General features: G+C 39.4%; 13 protein-coding genes and 1 tRNA gene. 6 read left to right on the top strand and 8 right to left on the bottom strand.

What is annotated here, in order from left to right:
• Positions 1-197: 197 nt before the first annotated feature.
• The 4 genes from tig to AC570I_RS13820 form a co-directional block, all read right to left on the bottom strand.
• Positions 198-1,544: a trigger factor gene (gene tig / locus AC570I_RS13835; protein WP_497405888.1), complete on the bottom strand. Its 1,347-nt coding sequence runs from the start codon at positions 1,542-1,544 to the stop codon at positions 198-200.
• Between the two features lie 71 nt (positions 1,545-1,615).
• A tRNA-Leu gene (locus tag AC570I_RS13830) sits at positions 1,616-1,697 on the bottom strand.
• Positions 1,698-1,843: 146 nt separating this feature from the next.
• Positions 1,844-2,296: a 3-oxoacyl-ACP synthase gene (locus AC570I_RS13825; RefSeq protein WP_497405887.1), complete on the bottom strand. Its 453-nt coding sequence runs from the start codon at positions 2,294-2,296 to the stop codon at positions 1,844-1,846.
• Between the two features lie 66 nt (positions 2,297-2,362).
• Positions 2,363-2,935 carry a nitroreductase family protein gene (locus AC570I_RS13820; RefSeq protein WP_497405886.1) on the bottom strand — a complete coding sequence of 191 codons (573 nt, stop codon included), beginning with the start codon at positions 2,933-2,935 and terminating at the stop codon, positions 2,363-2,365.
• Positions 2,936-3,053: 118 nt separating this feature from the next.
• Here AC570I_RS13820 and AC570I_RS13815 point away from each other — a divergent pair, with 118 nt between their 5' ends.
• The 4 genes from AC570I_RS13815 to AC570I_RS13800 all read left to right on the top strand — a co-directional run bounded on the left by AC570I_RS13815 (position 3,054) and on the right by AC570I_RS13800 (position 7,525).
• Complete coding sequence (locus AC570I_RS13815; RefSeq protein ID WP_047799333.1) at positions 3,054-4,676, top strand: ABC-F family ATP-binding cassette domain-containing protein; 1,623 nt, start codon at positions 3,054-3,056, stop codon at positions 4,674-4,676.
• A gap of 167 nt (positions 4,677-4,843) precedes the next feature.
• Complete coding sequence (locus AC570I_RS13810; RefSeq protein WP_047799334.1) at positions 4,844-5,551, top strand: DUF4397 domain-containing protein; 708 nt, start codon at positions 4,844-4,846, stop codon at positions 5,549-5,551.
• Positions 5,552-5,727: 176 nt separating this feature from the next.
• The gene (locus tag AC570I_RS13805; RefSeq protein WP_497405885.1) at positions 5,728-6,231 is read left to right on the top strand and encodes an RNA polymerase sigma factor; all 504 of its coding nucleotides are present in this window, start codon (positions 5,728-5,730) and stop codon (positions 6,229-6,231) included.
• The gene (locus AC570I_RS13800; protein WP_497405884.1) at positions 6,224-7,525 is read left to right on the top strand and encodes a hypothetical protein; all 1,302 of its coding nucleotides are present in this window, start codon (positions 6,224-6,226) and stop codon (positions 7,523-7,525) included. The genes AC570I_RS13805 and AC570I_RS13800 overlap by 8 nt, the downstream gene beginning before the upstream one ends.
• A gap of 134 nt (positions 7,526-7,659) precedes the next feature.
• Here AC570I_RS13800 and AC570I_RS13795 read toward each other — a convergent pair whose 3' ends face one another.
• On the bottom strand, positions 7,660-8,166 hold the full coding sequence (locus tag AC570I_RS13795; protein ID WP_047799337.1) for an FKBP-type peptidyl-prolyl cis-trans isomerase: 507 nt from the start codon (positions 8,164-8,166) through the stop codon (positions 7,660-7,662).
• A 10-nt stretch (positions 8,167-8,176) separates the two neighbouring features.
• Entirely contained in the window at positions 8,177-10,186 is a 2,010-nt protein-coding gene (locus AC570I_RS13790; RefSeq protein ID WP_497405883.1) for a thioredoxin domain-containing protein, read from the bottom strand.
• Positions 10,187-10,342: 156 nt separating this feature from the next.
• Here AC570I_RS13790 and AC570I_RS13785 point away from each other — a divergent pair, with 156 nt between their 5' ends.
• Positions 10,343-11,440, top strand: a complete 1,098-nt coding sequence (locus AC570I_RS13785) for a mandelate racemase/muconate lactonizing enzyme family protein (protein WP_497405882.1) — start codon at positions 10,343-10,345, stop codon at positions 11,438-11,440.
• 31 nt (positions 11,441-11,471) lie between these two features.
• Here the strand turns inward: AC570I_RS13785 and AC570I_RS13780 are convergent, their stop codons facing one another.
• On the bottom strand, positions 11,472-12,353 hold the full coding sequence (locus AC570I_RS13780; protein WP_047799340.1) for a glycoside hydrolase family 25 protein: 882 nt from the start codon (positions 12,351-12,353) through the stop codon (positions 11,472-11,474).
• A 96-nt stretch (positions 12,354-12,449) separates the two neighbouring features.
• Here AC570I_RS13780 and AC570I_RS13775 point away from each other — a divergent pair, with 96 nt between their 5' ends.
• Positions 12,450-13,667 (top strand): MFS transporter, encoded by a 1,218-nt coding sequence (locus tag AC570I_RS13775; protein WP_497405881.1) that lies wholly within the window; start codon positions 12,450-12,452, stop codon positions 13,665-13,667.
• Here AC570I_RS13775 and AC570I_RS13770 read toward each other — a convergent pair.
• Positions 13,660-14,640 carry a glycoside hydrolase family 43 protein gene (locus AC570I_RS13770; RefSeq protein WP_497405880.1) on the bottom strand — a complete coding sequence of 327 codons (981 nt, stop codon included), beginning with the start codon at positions 14,638-14,640 and terminating at the stop codon, positions 13,660-13,662. The genes AC570I_RS13775 and AC570I_RS13770 overlap by 8 nt on opposite strands.
• Positions 14,641-14,664 lie beyond the last annotated feature (24 nt).

Raw genomic sequence — 14,664 nt, 5'->3', positions numbered from 1 at the left:
GCATAGCATTTGAAGCAATGTCCCCATAGTTTCGTGGATAATAATCAAACCAAAATATAAATAATATTTTAATTATAATGGTTTAATCAAAGAACATACCATGAAGATTTCACTGACATTATAGCATGGTTATATACAATAAGAGCAGCTCCGTGGAACTGCTCTTATTGTATATTTTGATTAACTAGCTATGTAATTTACTTCGCCAGTTCCACAAATTTATCGTAGTCGATGTCTTTTGGCTCTAAAGTCACGATTGATTTGATATACTCAAAAGTTTTCAAAGCTTTCACCTCTTCGAATGTACGGTTAGCATTCTCTTTTTCCTGTAAAAACTGTACAGCGTATTGAGCCAACTGATCTTCAGGAAGCGGACTTGGGCTATACATTCTGAACTGTGCATCTAACTTTGCTTTAGCAGCCTGAACCACATCTTCATACTTGATTTCGATGCTATTGTCTTTGATAATTTTATTTTCAATCAAAGTCCATCTTAGATTTTTAGCAAAATCATCGTAACCTTCAGCTAATTCCTCATCAGTGAGTTTTTCATTAGTTGCTTTTAACCAGCGACGTAAAAACTCATCAGGTAATTCTAAAGTATGTTTCTTTAAAAGTTCTTCATAAATATCATTAGATAATTTACGTTCAGCATCCTGTTTAAACATGCCTTCAACTTCTTCCTGGATTTTGGCTCTGAAACCAGCTTCGTCAGTTACAGTACCTTCTCCAAATAATTTGTCAAAAAACTCCTGATTTAAATCAGATTCCTCTAAACGGTTAACGTTTTTAACGGTCAACTGGAATTCAGACTTCAAATCGGCAGCGTCGTCTTCAGAAATATTAAGTGCTTTAGCGATAGCCGGAGCATCTTCAAAAGCTTTCTGAACATCGATTGTAACTACATCATCCTTTTTTAAACCAACTAAAGATTTAAGAACTTTTTTGTCTTTGATCAAGTCTAAACGAATGGTAGCTGTGTTCGAAATTCCGCCTTCGAAAACTGTTCCGTCAGCAGCTAACTGTACCAGTTCAGCGTATAAAACATCACCTTCAGCCGCAACTTCAGGATTTGTCATTTTGCCATAGCTACGGCGGATATTCTTAACACGCTCTTCTAAAGTTTTTTCATCAGCTTTAACAACGTATTCAGTAAATTTATCTTTAGATGAAACGTTAACATCAAAAGCAGGTGCTAAACCTAACTCATAGTCAAACTCAAACTCATCTGTATAATCCCAGTTAAACTCACGCTCGTTATCCATTGCTGGCAATGGCTGGCCTAAGATTTCTAATTTTTGCTCGGCAATGTAGTTAGATAAAGTATCGTTTAATAAATTGTTTACCTCTTCTACCAGGATACTTTTACCATACATTTTTTTAATGTGGCCAGCAGGAACCATTCCTTTACGGAAACCAGGTAATTGTGCTTTTTTAGCCTGGTCTTTAATAGCCTTTTCAACTTTTGCACTATAATCAGCAGGTGCGATTTTGATTTTTACAACAGCATTTAAGTTGCCGGTTTTTTCCTGTGTAATATTCATTTCTTTGTGAATGTTGTTTTTAAAAACAAAACCGTTCCGATTTTTAAATCGAAACGGCCTTTATCTTGTTGTGCGGAAGAAGGGACTCGAACCCCCACGCCGTGAAGCGCCAGATCCTAAGTCTGGTGCGGCTACCAATTACGCCACTTCCGCAGTTAGGATGTTGTAAGGACTGCAAAGATAGAAACCAGATTGAATAATCAAAAGCTATATGCAATATTTTTTCAAATATTTTCAATTAATCCGGCTAACTATCTAATTTTTAAGCAGAAAAACTTAACCTTGCGTTTCCCGTTTGTTTACATCACCGTTTTAATCAGATAATTTTTCCCGTTAAATTTAAAGCTATCGCCCTTTTCTTTACCGATCAACACCCTCCCTATCGGGGATGCTTGCGAGATAGCAAAAAATTTGTCACCCTCAACATTTAATTCACCAGCGCTTATGCTAATGTAAAAACTGCCTTCAGAGGTAATCACTAAACTACCGTTTTTGACAATTAAATTTCCTTCCGCCTTTTCAACTTGCTGCAAAGCAATTTTTTGTTGGCCTGCCTCATAAAGCAGCTTGTTGTTCCGGTCCATTTCCTGTTGCATCATCTCCCGGGTAGTTTCATACTTATCGCCCGCACTGCTTTTGGTATCGTCGTTTGAAGCCTGCCGGGCTTGCTGCAATGAATACTCAATATTTTCAATGCGATTTTGAATAAAGGTTAAACACAACTCGTAAAGATGAGATTTTAAGGTAGACATATTAATAAATGTAAGGAAATGAGTGATGGAAGATAGAAAACTACGATACTGACTATATGAACGACCTTATGTTTCGATCCAAGTTACCTTTTCTTCAATTGTAGTACGGTTTGGTGCCCAGGGTTTTTCATTATGGTAGCCCATATAAAATAAACCTATGCATTTTTCATTTGCTTTCAATCCCAGAAATTCACCCAATCCATCAATCAATGGCGGCGTGCTCCAGTAAGCACCAACTTTTAGGCTCTCTGCTGTTAAGGCCATATTCTGCACGGCACATGAAACTGCAGCAAGTTCTTCCCATTCAGGTATCTTACCACTTACTGCCATGTTTATTGCAATGATACAATCCGCTTGACTCGTTTTTTCGGCAAAACTATCGTACTTCTTTTGAAGAAAATTCTGTGGAGAAACCAGCTCTTTATAAAGTTTCCCCAGTTCTTCACCCAATTTTGCCAAGCCTCCTTTTCTGATGACTGTAAAACGCCAGGGTTGCGTTAATTTATGTGTAGGGGCGTAATTAGCTGTTTCTAAAATCTGATTGATTACCTCTACAGGAATTTCTTTCTTAATATAACTTGCCGGAAAAATACTACGGCGTTCTTTGATAACCTGTGATACAATTTCGTATTTACTCATTTGGTAAAAATAGCTAAAAGCGGAAAGACTAAGAGGAAAATGAAAAAGATTTGACGTTGAAATAGCGTTTCGAATGATGAATTAGAAACCTTATCTTTGCGGCTTATTTAATAAAAGCATGATTTCAGTTTCTAATTTATCGTTAAGATACGGCAAACGCACATTATTTGAAGATGTTAACCTAAAGTTTACGCAAGGCAATTGCTATGGCGTAATTGGCGCGAACGGCGCGGGTAAATCTACTTTCCTAAAAATTCTTTCGGGAGAAGTAAATCAAACTTCAGGTAGCGTAGCGTTTACTCCAGGTGAGAGAATGGCTGTTTTAAAACAAAACCATTACGAATTTGATGAGTTTTCGGTGTTGGAAACTGTGATGATCGGTCATAAAGAACTTTATGCCATCATGAAAGAGAAAGATGCCATTTACATGAAAGAGGATTTCTCAGAGAAAGACGGCGAACGTGCCGGTGAACTGGAAAACCTTTTTGCGGAAATGGATGGCTGGAACATGGAAAGCAATGCTGCTACCATGCTTAGCAATTTGGGAATCACTGAAGATAATCACTATAAGTTATTGAAGGAGCTTGATAACACACAAAAAGTACGGGTATTGCTTGCACAAGCGCTTTTCGGTAATCCTGATATTTTGCTACTGGATGAGCCTACCAACGATCTGGATATCGAAACCATTGCCTGGCTGGAAAACTTCCTGGCAGATTATCAGAACATTGTATTGGTTGTATCTCACGACAGGCACTTTTTAGATGCAGTTTGTACGCATATCGTAGATATCGATTTCGCGAAAATGAGCATCTACACGGGTAACTACACTTTCTGGTATGAATCAAGCCAGCTGGCATTGAAACAACGTAGCGACCAGAACAAAAAGATGGAAGATAAGGTGAAGGAGCTGCAGGAGTTTATCCGCAGGTTTAGTGCCAACGCTTCTAAATCAAAGCAGGCTACCTCGCGTAAAAAAGCTTTGGATAAAATTGATATTACAGAGATCAAAGCATCAAGCCGTAAATATCCTGCTATTATTTTTAATAATACCGGTCGTGAAGCTGGTGATCAGATTCTTCAGGTTGAAAATCTTGGTAAATCCGGTAACGATGGCATTTTGTTCGATAAGGTTACCTTTATGGTAAACAAGGGCGATAAAATTGCCATATTGTCGCAAAACAGTTTAGCTACCGCAGCATTTTACGATGTATTAACCGGCAGAACTCCGGCTGATAAAGGTGAGTTTAAGTGGGGTGTTACCATTAGCACGGCTGATATTCCAAATGATAACTCAGAATATTTCGCTGGCAAAGATGAAAACCTGGTTGATTGGTTGCGTGAGTATTCCGGAACTGATGCCGATGAACAATTTGTACGCAGCTTTTTAGGCCGTATGTTATTCTCTGGAGAGGAAGTATTGAAAAATGTTAAAGTACTTTCAGGAGGTGAAAAAATGCGCTGCATGTTCTCCAGAATGATGCTTCAGCAAGCTAACTTATTAATGTTTGATGAACCTACCAATCACCTTGACCTTGAATCAATCGAGGCATTGAATAATGGTATGAAAGATTTTAAAGGCGCAATTCTATTCACCTCACGAGATCATCAGTTAACCGAAACTGTTGCCAACCGCATTATCGAAGTTACACCTAAAGGTACGATTGATAAACTGATGACGTACGATGAATACATTAACAATGCAGATGTAGCTAAGCTACGGGAAGAAATGTATGCTTAAATTTAGATATTGAAATAAATCGAAGAGCCGCATTTTACCATGCGGCTTTTTTATTTCCATTAAATTCTGAGGATGTTGTAGCGTTTCCAATACCTTAATCGTTTTATCAGAAAAAGCGTTAATGGCCATTAACCAATTTTATCACAAAATTGATTTAAAACATTAAAATGAAAACTACTCTGAAAAACTTTAGTAAGACAACGAAAATTATATGCGCCCTCTTTGCAATAACACTATTCCTTTCGGCATGTAAAAAAGATTGGGGAGATTATTCAGATTCAGTCACAGTTGCAGGTATTGGATTTGTACATGCCTCGCCGGGTACCGGTGCGCTTGATTTTATCGTAGACAATCAGAAAGCGAACAGTAAAGATTTTACCTATACCAAAGACCTGGGTTATTTTGGTGCCTACCCGGGTAACAGACTGTTTGGTGTTACGAAGAAAGATTCTACCAGATACCTGACTACCGCTAATGTCGCCCTGCAATCAGGAATTTTTTATTCTGCATTTGTAGTTGATGTGCTGCCTGCTCCAAAAATCTTAATCGTGCAAGATGATCTGACTGCCCCGGCTACCGGAAAAGCAAAAATTCGCTTTATTAACTTAAGTCCTGATGCACCGGCCCTGGATTTGGCAGTAGAAGGAACAGCAACAGCCCTGATTACTGCAAAGGCATATAAAGAAGCATCACCATTTATTTCAATTGATCCTTCTGCCGGTTATACTTTTCAAATAAAAGAAAGTAATAATGTTACCGCTACCCTGCCATCAACTAAAATTGAGGCTGGTAAAATTTACACATTGTGGGCTAAAGGACTGAAAAGCAAAACAGATAGCACAAAATTCGGGTTATCGATACTGACGAACAAATAACACCTACATATGAAACGAATCTGACATCATCTTCGATAACAAGATGGTGTCATTTTCATTAAATTTGCATCGCAAATAAACTAATCTCTACTAAGTCCGGAAGGTTGATAAAAAAAATACTCAGTGTTGAGGAAATTATAAAGGGCTGCAAAAACAACGATAACAGCTGTAAAGAAATGATGTATAAATCATTTTATGGCTATTTAATGGGCATTATTTTACGTTATGTAAACAACAGTTATGATGGAGAAGAGCTTGTAAATGACTGTTTTATAAAGATTTTTAAAAATATCGAAAGCTTTCAGCCGCCAAAAGAAACGACAGAACTATCGAAAACTTTTAAAGGATGGATTGCGAAAATTGCATCTAGAACTGCGATAGACAAGTTGCGAACATTGAAAAACCAGTCGTATGTTGATGACCTTTCTGAAGATGAACATCCTGTTAGTCAGGTTTCAATAGCTTCTGATTTGCACGTACAGGATATTTTGAAATTACTGAATGATTTGCCCGACACGCACAGACTCGTTTTTAATCTTTACGAAATCGAAGGATTTGCCCATGATGAGATTTCTAAAATGATGAATATACCCGAGAGCTCAAGCAGGGTCTACTTAACAAGGGCAAAAAACAAACTTCGGGCACTATATTTAAAAACACTGGTTAGTTCCTATGAGTAAAATGGATAAAGAGTTAATTGACCATATCAAAAATAAACTTGCTTCGCATGAAGAGGCATACACTCCCGGGGCATGGGAGCGATTTGCCGCGCAGGAAGAAAAGAAGCGAAGAGGTTTCTTTTACTGGCCGCTATGGTCTGCAGCGGCCATAATTTTAGTAGTGGTTGGTATCTTTTTCTTACAAAACAATAAAGAAAATCATCAAGATAGTGTTGTAAAAAACCAGAAGCCGGATAACAATAAGCCTAACTATACCGAAAGCAAGACACTAAACCAGCCCGAGGGCGTTTTAGGTCACAGTACACCGAAGCATACTAATACTCAAACAAGTGAGCAGGATAAAATGATCGCCTCACAACCGGTTTTATCTAATAATGACGATGATTTATTTACAGGGGTCACTGAGCAAGCAAGCTTATCGGGTACCATCCGCAATGATGATTTAATTCATCCTTCCCAACTCACCGGTACCGTCTATTCAAACAGAGTAGCGGTAACTCCTGCTGATTTGAATATGCAAATTTCAAATGGCAAGACACAAGCCGCTTCAAAAAAAGTTACTTTTGAGCAGCTGTTGGAACGGGACAGCTATCATAACAAGCTGGCCAAAAATGAAAGCAATAAATCTACCGACAAGTGGCAACCGGGCGTATATGTTGCTCCATCCATGGGAAACGATAATAAAGTAAATATGAATTATGGTTTCTCTTTATCGTATCGGGTAAACGATAAACTATCACTTAACTCAGGAATTGCTTATGCGGCATTGAGTAGTACCAGTGGTAGTGCTACCTCCAACGGCAATATGATGAGCGACGCTCAAGCAAGTGCAAGTTTAAGTTCGAAATCTTCAGCCTACAGTACTTCGTCTAAAAATTTGGAATCTGTAAATGCTGTTTTAAATGGCATCAATATTCCATTGGAACTGAAATACAGTATTAGTAAAAAGATTTATACGGGTGTTGGTATTTCCGCACTTGCCATACTGAATAACAAACAAAATAACAATTATCTGGTGAGTAGTACACAAAATACTACAGTTGCCAATACCTTGGGCTACTCAGAGCAAAAAATGCTTATCGTAACGGAACGTGTTTCGGAGCAACAGACTGAATCGACATCGGTTACAGACAAATACATTGGCTTTTATAATTTTTCACTCGGATATAAGCAAAAAATTGCAGGAAAGAAAAACTTTGCTGTGGAGCCGTTTTTACGTATACCAATGAAAACCTTTTCTAGTGATAATTTAAACCTGACCAATGGTGGCTTAAGGTTAAAATTAGATTTTTAGTACTAAATGCAGTATTATTGAGCCAAAATCTATTTAAAGATGAGTGAAAAAATAAAGGCCCCAAATTTACATTTGAGGCCTTTATTGTATAGTTTACAACGGTTGTAAACCTAATATTTTAAAATGCTTATTAACTAGTGACCTGAATGGCCATCCGCTCCATGAGCATGTCCGTGAGCCAATTCATCCTGAGTAGCCTCGCGAACGTTCAGGATTGTTCCGCTAAACAACAGGTTTTTACCTGCCATTGGGTGATTTAAATCAACAGCCACAGTTTCTTCGTGAACCGCGGTAACACCAGCTCTGAACTGGTTACCATTATTATCTTGCAATGGAATAACATCACCTACAGCAGGAACTTCGCCACCTGCTTCGGTAAACATTGTTTTTGGCAAATCAGCAAAAGCACCTGGATCAATTTCTCCGTAACCATCAGCTGCAGATAACTCAAAACCATATTCATCACCAGTTTTTAAACCAGCTAAATGCTCTTCGAATTTAGGCAACATCATGCCTACGCCATATAAAAATACTAAAGGATTTTGCTCATCAGCTTTTTCAACAAAAACTTGTTGTCCTTCTTCGTTAGTAGTATGCAAATCATAAGTTAATGCAACTACTGAGTTTGGTGAAATATTCATTCAGATTGTTTTAATGTAAATACGCTAATGCTTCCTCAACAGTTCTAACCGGCAACTGGCACACTTTATTTCGGCAAATATAAACTTTTGTTTCATTGCTTTCCTTACCTTTTAACAGTGGCAGGTTACTTTTTGTTCCACCCAATGTAATTTTATTTGGAATATAATGATTACTTAACTCCATTTTCACCACATCTGCTTCTATCCCTGTTATTGCAATTTCGTTTGTGCCGTAAATCTCATTCAGCAACTGAATAGCCCAATTCGAATAGGCAGATCCATAACTCTTTATCTTTGGTTCAACAGCAGCCAGCATCAGCGCAGCTTTTTCAGTATATTTTTCCTCGTCAAATAGCAATCCCAATTTATTTAAGTTGCTTGCCATCACAGAATTGGAAGCCGGAATAACGTTGTCCATTATTTCATGCTTTCGGGCAATCAAACTTTCACTTTCTGCAGAGGTGTAAAAGAACATTGGCGACTTAGCATCAGTAAAATTACCGAGAACATAATCTGTTAACGCCTTTGCTTCATCGAGCCATCCCTCTTCAAAATCGTATTCGTAGAGTGCAATCAAAGCTTCTATTAAAAAGGCATAATCATCCAAAAATGCTGTTATCGAAGCTTTGCCATTTTTGAAATTGCGGTATAAACCGCCATTTTGCTGTTTTAAATTACTTAAAATAAAATCAGTTGCTACTTTTGCTTTTTCATAGTACTCACCATGATTTAAAATCTGTGCAACATCAGCCAATGCTTTGATCATCATGCCATTCCAGGCAGTTAAACATTTGTCATCCAGCCCGGGCCGTACCCGCCTATTCCTAACCTCAAGTAATTTTAGCTTAGCTACCTGAATTTTATCATAGAGAACTTCAGGGCTAATACCATATTTTGCTATAATCAAATCATCGTCAATGGTTTTTCTTAGAATATTAGCCTGTTCTTCTTCCCAGTTTCCCTCTTCAGTAATGTTATAATACTCTCCAATCAGTTGAGCATCTTCACCCAGGATACGATCAAACTCTTCCTTTTTCCATATGTAGAATTTACCCTCCACCCCTTCACTATCAGCATCCAGCGCAGCATAAAATAAACCCTCTGGCGAGGTCATTTCATTAAAAACCCATGAAATACTTTCAGTTACTATTTGTTTGAAAGAATCAAAACGCGTGCACTGGTAAGCTTCAGCGTAAAGGCTGATTAGCTGAGCATTGTCGTATAGCATTTTCTCAAAATGTGGAACATGCCAGCGATCATCAACCGAGTATCGGGCAAACCCACCGCCTATCTGGTCATAAATACCTCCCCTGCTCATCTCTTCAAGGGTATGGCAAACAGCCGTAAACACAGATTGCTGATCCTTTAAAAACCCATATCGGAGCAGAAATACCCAATTGTTAGGTAGGGGAAACTTCGGAGCTCGGTTGTAACCTCCCAGTCCGATATCAAAGTGCCGTTTCCAGGGTTCGACAATTTCGGTTAGATTTAAATCTGTATAGGTTGCCGTTCCCTGCGACGGGATAAGTGTTTCACTCTCCTTAATCCCCGCAGTAAGCCGGTCAGCATATTGCAACGCTTTTTCAGGTTCATGCGACCAAAGTTTAGCCACATTCTCCAGTATATTAATCCAGTCATTTTTTCTGAAGTAGGTCCCCCCATAAACCGGCCGCTGGTCGGGCAGGCAAATGCAGTTTAAAGGCCAGCCCCCGCTTCCCGTCATCAGCTGAATGGCATACATATAAATCTGATCGATATCTGGACGCTCTTCCCGGTCTACTTTTATGCATACATAATTACGGTTCATCACCTCTGCAACCTCATGATTTTCGAAACTTTCACGTTCCATTACATGGCACCAATGGCATGCCGAGTATCCAATGCTCACTAAAATGAGCTTGTTTTCTGCTTTGGCCTTCTCCAGTGCCGCAGGTCCCCACTCATACCATTCTACAGGATTGTATGCATGTTGTAAGAGGTATGGTGATGAGGCATGGATGAGATTATTGGATTCGGACATAGTGAGGTGGTAGGATGTTTAAAAAGTGTATGATGCAATTTTATAGACTGTAAATCTATTAATAATCTACAAAGCTGTTTCTATTTAGTTTTTGTTTTTATACTTTAGATACAAATCGTGAATGTCGAGCATATCTTCCATCTACAAACTTAGAAAATGAAAATTACCCACACCGAAATATACCGCTTCAGTATACCAATGGAACCCTTTGTAATTGCAACTGGCACCATGCATTTCGCTCAGAACGTATTAATAAGAATTTATACCGACAGCGGCATTCATGGCATTGGCGAATGTTCTGCCTTTCCAATGATTGTGGGCGAAACGCAGGAAACCTGTATTGCCATGGCTAAAGATTTCGCAGCAATTATTAAAGGTAAAAATCCGCTTGAAATTCCGGAGCGGATGAATGACTTGTTAGGCTATGCCGATCATAATAACACCATTAAAAGTGCTTTCGATATGGCCCTGTTTGATATTTCAGCTAAACATGCTGGTTTACCACTGTACAAATTTCTTGGTGGTACTAAAAGAACGATCGAAACTGACATGACCATAGGCATTGATACGCCGGAAGGGATGGCTCAAACAGCATTAAAATACAAAGCTCAAGGATGCAGGATTCTGAAAATTAAACTGGGCAAAAAAGTGCATGATGATATTGAAAGGGTAAAACAGATCAGGGAAGCCGTTGGTGACGAAATTATACTTCGTCTTGATGCCAATCAGGGCTGGAGTTTTGACGGTGCCTTGTTTGCACTTGGGTCCCTCGAAAAATACAATATCGAATTTTGCGAGCAGCCCATGCGCACCTGGTACGATGATCAGTTGCCGGAACTGAACGTCAACTCCCCCATTAAGCTAATGGCCGATGAAAGTTGTTACAACCACCATGATGCAAGAAAACTAATCAACAGTCAGTCTACAACCTACCTGAACATTAAATTTTCTAAATCAGGAGGGATTTTAGAAGCACAGAAAATACATGAGGAAGCGTTGCAAACCGGTATAAAATGTATGATTGGCAGCATGCTGGAGAGCAGGATAGCATTGAGTGCAAACCTTCACTTTGCACTGGCTAGTCCGAATGTAGAGTTTTTTGACTTGGATACGGCGCTGTTAGGTCATCTGGTGGATCCTGCAGTTGGGGGGCTTACTTACGACGGTTATTTCCTCGATGTTCCCGACGAACCCGGAATTGGTGCCGAAGCCGATGAATTCTTTTTAGAAAACTGCGAAAGCTGGACGATATAAGCTCCAGCGCCCAAAAGGGAAACAAAGGGGATTATTTAACCAACATACCAGCCAGTGCCGTGCTGTCTCCACTGAAGGCGTTAAAATCTACCACATGCCCGATACCATTTATTTTCGCTTTATCAGAATGTTGCCAGAATTTCCATTTACCCTCAGCCAGTCTTAATTTAGGCTGGTAATAATGCGCAATCCAAAGTGGGTAGTTATCAAGTTTATCTTCCAGGTAATCTTCGTAAAACTTTAAACCAGTGTATATAATTGGTCTCACCTTAGTTTTCATCTCTACATAGGTTAGAAAATCAGATAGTTCCAATCGCATTCTAAGGGGTGAAACGCCGTCGAGCGTTTCGATATCTACCACCGGAGGCAAGTCGCCTTTCTCGATATTAACCACTTGTAAAAAGAACTTTGCCTGGGCTTTCCCGCTTTTTTTTGGGCGAAAGAAATGATAAGCACCACATACAATACCGGCTTTTGGCGCTTCGCGCCAGTTTCTTTGAAAATAAGGATCGACTTGTAACAAACCTTCTGTTGCTTTGATAAAGGCGAATCTGATCTTCACTTCGTCTTCCTTCATCTCCTTTACCAGGGGCCAGTTTATCTTTCCCTGATAATAGGATACATCAATACCGTGAACGCTATACTTTTTAGGAATTTTAATATTGAAACTTTCATAGGTACGGTAGTTTGGGTCCTGCCCCCAGTCCCGCACCCAGCGCCAGGTAGATACGAAGCCATTCAAGATGTAGCCGTAGTAAAACGGAGATAGCAGAATAAGAAGCATGCCGGCAATTGCCACTTTCAAGCCCAAAGAAATGGATTTGCCTTTCTTCTTCCTTTGCGGTGATTTGCTTTGGGCGGGTTTCCTGGCAACAGGTTTGCGAACAACTGGTTTTCTTTTCTCTGGCGGCATATCTTTTTCGGTGGTGCAAAGTTGGAGAAAAACTAGGGAAATAAAAACTTCTCATCATCCATCTCTTTCCTTATTTTTACATCCCCTAATAAAACCATGCTTAAACTCATCCTTAACACCTATAAATCTTCTTTCAGTGGCCTAAGTAAAGAGACCTGGCTGTTGAGCATCGTGATGATGTTTAACCGCTGTGGCAGCATGGCCGTACCTTTTATGGGTTTATATGTTACCCAAAGCCTGCACCATTCCGAAACAGATGCAGGATTAATCATTACCCTGTTTGGAATTGGCTCTATCCTGGGCTCCTTAACCGGAGGAAAGCTGACCGATATGATTGGATTCAGACCAGTACAAATACTATCGTCAATAATCGGAGGATTACTTTTTATTGTTTTCTCCACGATAAATGATTTTTCAACGTTATGTATCTTATCGGTTGTCATCAGTTTTTTCTCTGAAGCTTTCCGGCCTGCCAACTTTACTGCTGTTGCCCATTATGCCAAGGAAGGTACAACTACACGATCCTATTCTCTAAACCGCCTGGCTACAAATATCGGCTGGTCGGTTGGAATCAGTCTGGCAGGAATCGTTGCTTCTATCAATTATAAACTTCTGTTTGTAGTTGAAGGCAGTGTGAGCATTTTAGTAGGGATATCCATAATGCTATCCTTACCGCAGGTGAAGGGGTTTTTGAAAAAAGCGAAAGAAGAGCGTGCCAGCCTGGTGGTGCAAAAGCCCTGGAACGATGCTTTTTACATTAAATTTATCTTGATTACTACTGTATTTATCACATCCGCTTTTTTGATGTTTAGGGTGGTACCTGTGTTTTTTAAGGATCATTGGGGAATCAATGAAGCCGCTATCGGCGTGATAATGGGACTTAACGGCGCAATTATTGCCTTGTTTGAGATGGTGATGATTAATCAGATTGAAAATAAAAGACCTGCTATATTTTTTATCATTATCGGCGCGGTTTTATTTGCCTTTTCTTATTTGATTTTGAGCATTCCCTTCGGCTTGCATATTGCAATGGCCGTTCTTACGGTTGTTGTTTTTACCGTTGGTGAAATGTTTGTGCTTCCTTTTATCAATACGGTTGTAATTAGCAGAAGTAATGTCCACAACCGGGGTCTTTATGCAGCGGGTTATACTTTGAGCTGGTCAATAGCGCAGGTATCCGGCCCGGTATCTGGCTTTTTTATTGCCAAACATTTTGGCTACAACTGCTTATGGGCAGTTGTAGCCAGTATTTTATTGTTATGTGCTTTTGGCTTCCGGCTTCTTGGTAAATCAAATACAGAAATACCTACTTAAATTTCTGCGCCGGTACACCTTCCTTGGTGATTTTAACCGGAAGGATATTGCCATTTGTGTCGAATTTCATTTCGTCAATACAGGTTTCACGGTGATTTCCGTCGGTCTCCGTTAACGGACGTCGGTGATAGACGATATAATATTTGTTCTTTTTCTCATTTATGATAAGTGAATGATGGCCGGCTCCCCGTGCAATCGTTGCATCTTGCTGTAAAATTTTACCCACTCTTTTGAATGGTCCGAACGGCGAGTCGCTCACTGCATAAGCAACTGAATAATCAGGACCCGTCCAACCACCTTCGCTCCACATAAAGTAATATTTACCGTTTTTGATAAACATGTATGGACCTTCAACATAATTGTCGGGTGTAATTTCCTTAAAGATCGTTCCGTCAGGATATGGAACAAAGCCGCTAAAATCGTTATTTAGTTTAGCGATGTTGCAATGTTTCCAGCCACCATAAATCAGATAGTATTGTCCGTCTTTATCTTTAAAAACAAACTGATCTATGGGTTGCGCGCCATTGTGAAACTTATCTACCAATGGCTTACCCAAATGGTCTTTGTAAGGCCCCTCTGGTCGATCAGCCACTGCAACCCCTATTCCTCCTACTTCGTTATCACTTTGAATATCGTTGGCTCCAAAAAACAAATAGTATTTTTTGTCTTTCTGAACAATCGCAGGGGCCCACATGGCTTTATTTGCCCATTTAACTGCCGCCGTATCTAACACGTGAGGATGTTTTTTCCATTTCACCAGGTCGTCAGATGAGAAAGCATCTATAAACACCTGCTCTTTATACTTTGCAGAATAGGTTGGATAAACCCAGTATTGGTTATTAAAAACCGCTGCTTCAGGATCAGCGTACCAGCCCTGAAAAATAGGATTACCCGATTGATTAATCGTTTTAGTACTTTGAGCAAAAGAATTAATTCCAGCCAAAAGTAAAAGAGATGATAATATGTATTTCATGCCCACAATTTAGAAAAAAATCCG

The organism is Pedobacter sp. A2324 (assembly GCF_059693705.1).
The sequence above is the reverse complement of the archived record's forward strand: the minus strand, read 5'-3'. Positions and strand labels throughout refer to the sequence as shown.

Coding starts and splice junctions, on each gene's coding strand:
- AC570I_RS13775 (WP_497405881.1), top strand. CDS start 12,450: ATGCTTAAACTCATCCTTAACACCTATAAATCTTCTTTCAGTGGCCTA.
- AC570I_RS13825 (WP_497405887.1), bottom strand. CDS start 2,296: ATGTCTACCTTAAAATCTCATCTTTACGAGTTGTGTTTAACCTTTATT.
- tig (WP_497405888.1), bottom strand. CDS start 1,544: ATGAATATTACACAGGAAAAAACCGGCAACTTAAATGCTGTTGTAAAA.
- AC570I_RS13810 (WP_047799334.1), top strand. CDS start 4,844: ATGAAAACTACTCTGAAAAACTTTAGTAAGACAACGAAAATTATATGC.
- AC570I_RS13805 (WP_497405885.1), top strand. CDS start 5,728: ATGATGTATAAATCATTTTATGGCTATTTAATGGGCATTATTTTACGT.
- AC570I_RS13815 (WP_047799333.1), top strand. CDS start 3,054: ATGATTTCAGTTTCTAATTTATCGTTAAGATACGGCAAACGCACATTA.
- AC570I_RS13785 (WP_497405882.1), top strand. CDS start 10,343: ATGAAAATTACCCACACCGAAATATACCGCTTCAGTATACCAATGGAA.
- AC570I_RS13800 (WP_497405884.1), top strand. CDS start 6,224: ATGAGTAAAATGGATAAAGAGTTAATTGACCATATCAAAAATAAACTT.
- AC570I_RS13795 (WP_047799337.1), bottom strand. CDS start 8,166: ATGAATATTTCACCAAACTCAGTAGTTGCATTAACTTATGATTTGCAT.
- AC570I_RS13820 (WP_497405886.1), bottom strand. CDS start 2,935: ATGAGTAAATACGAAATTGTATCACAGGTTATCAAAGAACGCCGTAGT.
- AC570I_RS13780 (WP_047799340.1), bottom strand. CDS start 12,353: ATGCCGCCAGAGAAAAGAAAACCAGTTGTTCGCAAACCTGTTGCCAGG.
- AC570I_RS13770 (WP_497405880.1), bottom strand. CDS start 14,640: ATGAAATACATATTATCATCTCTTTTACTTTTGGCTGGAATTAATTCT.
- AC570I_RS13790 (WP_497405883.1), bottom strand. CDS start 10,186: ATGTCCGAATCCAATAATCTCATCCATGCCTCATCACCATACCTCTTA.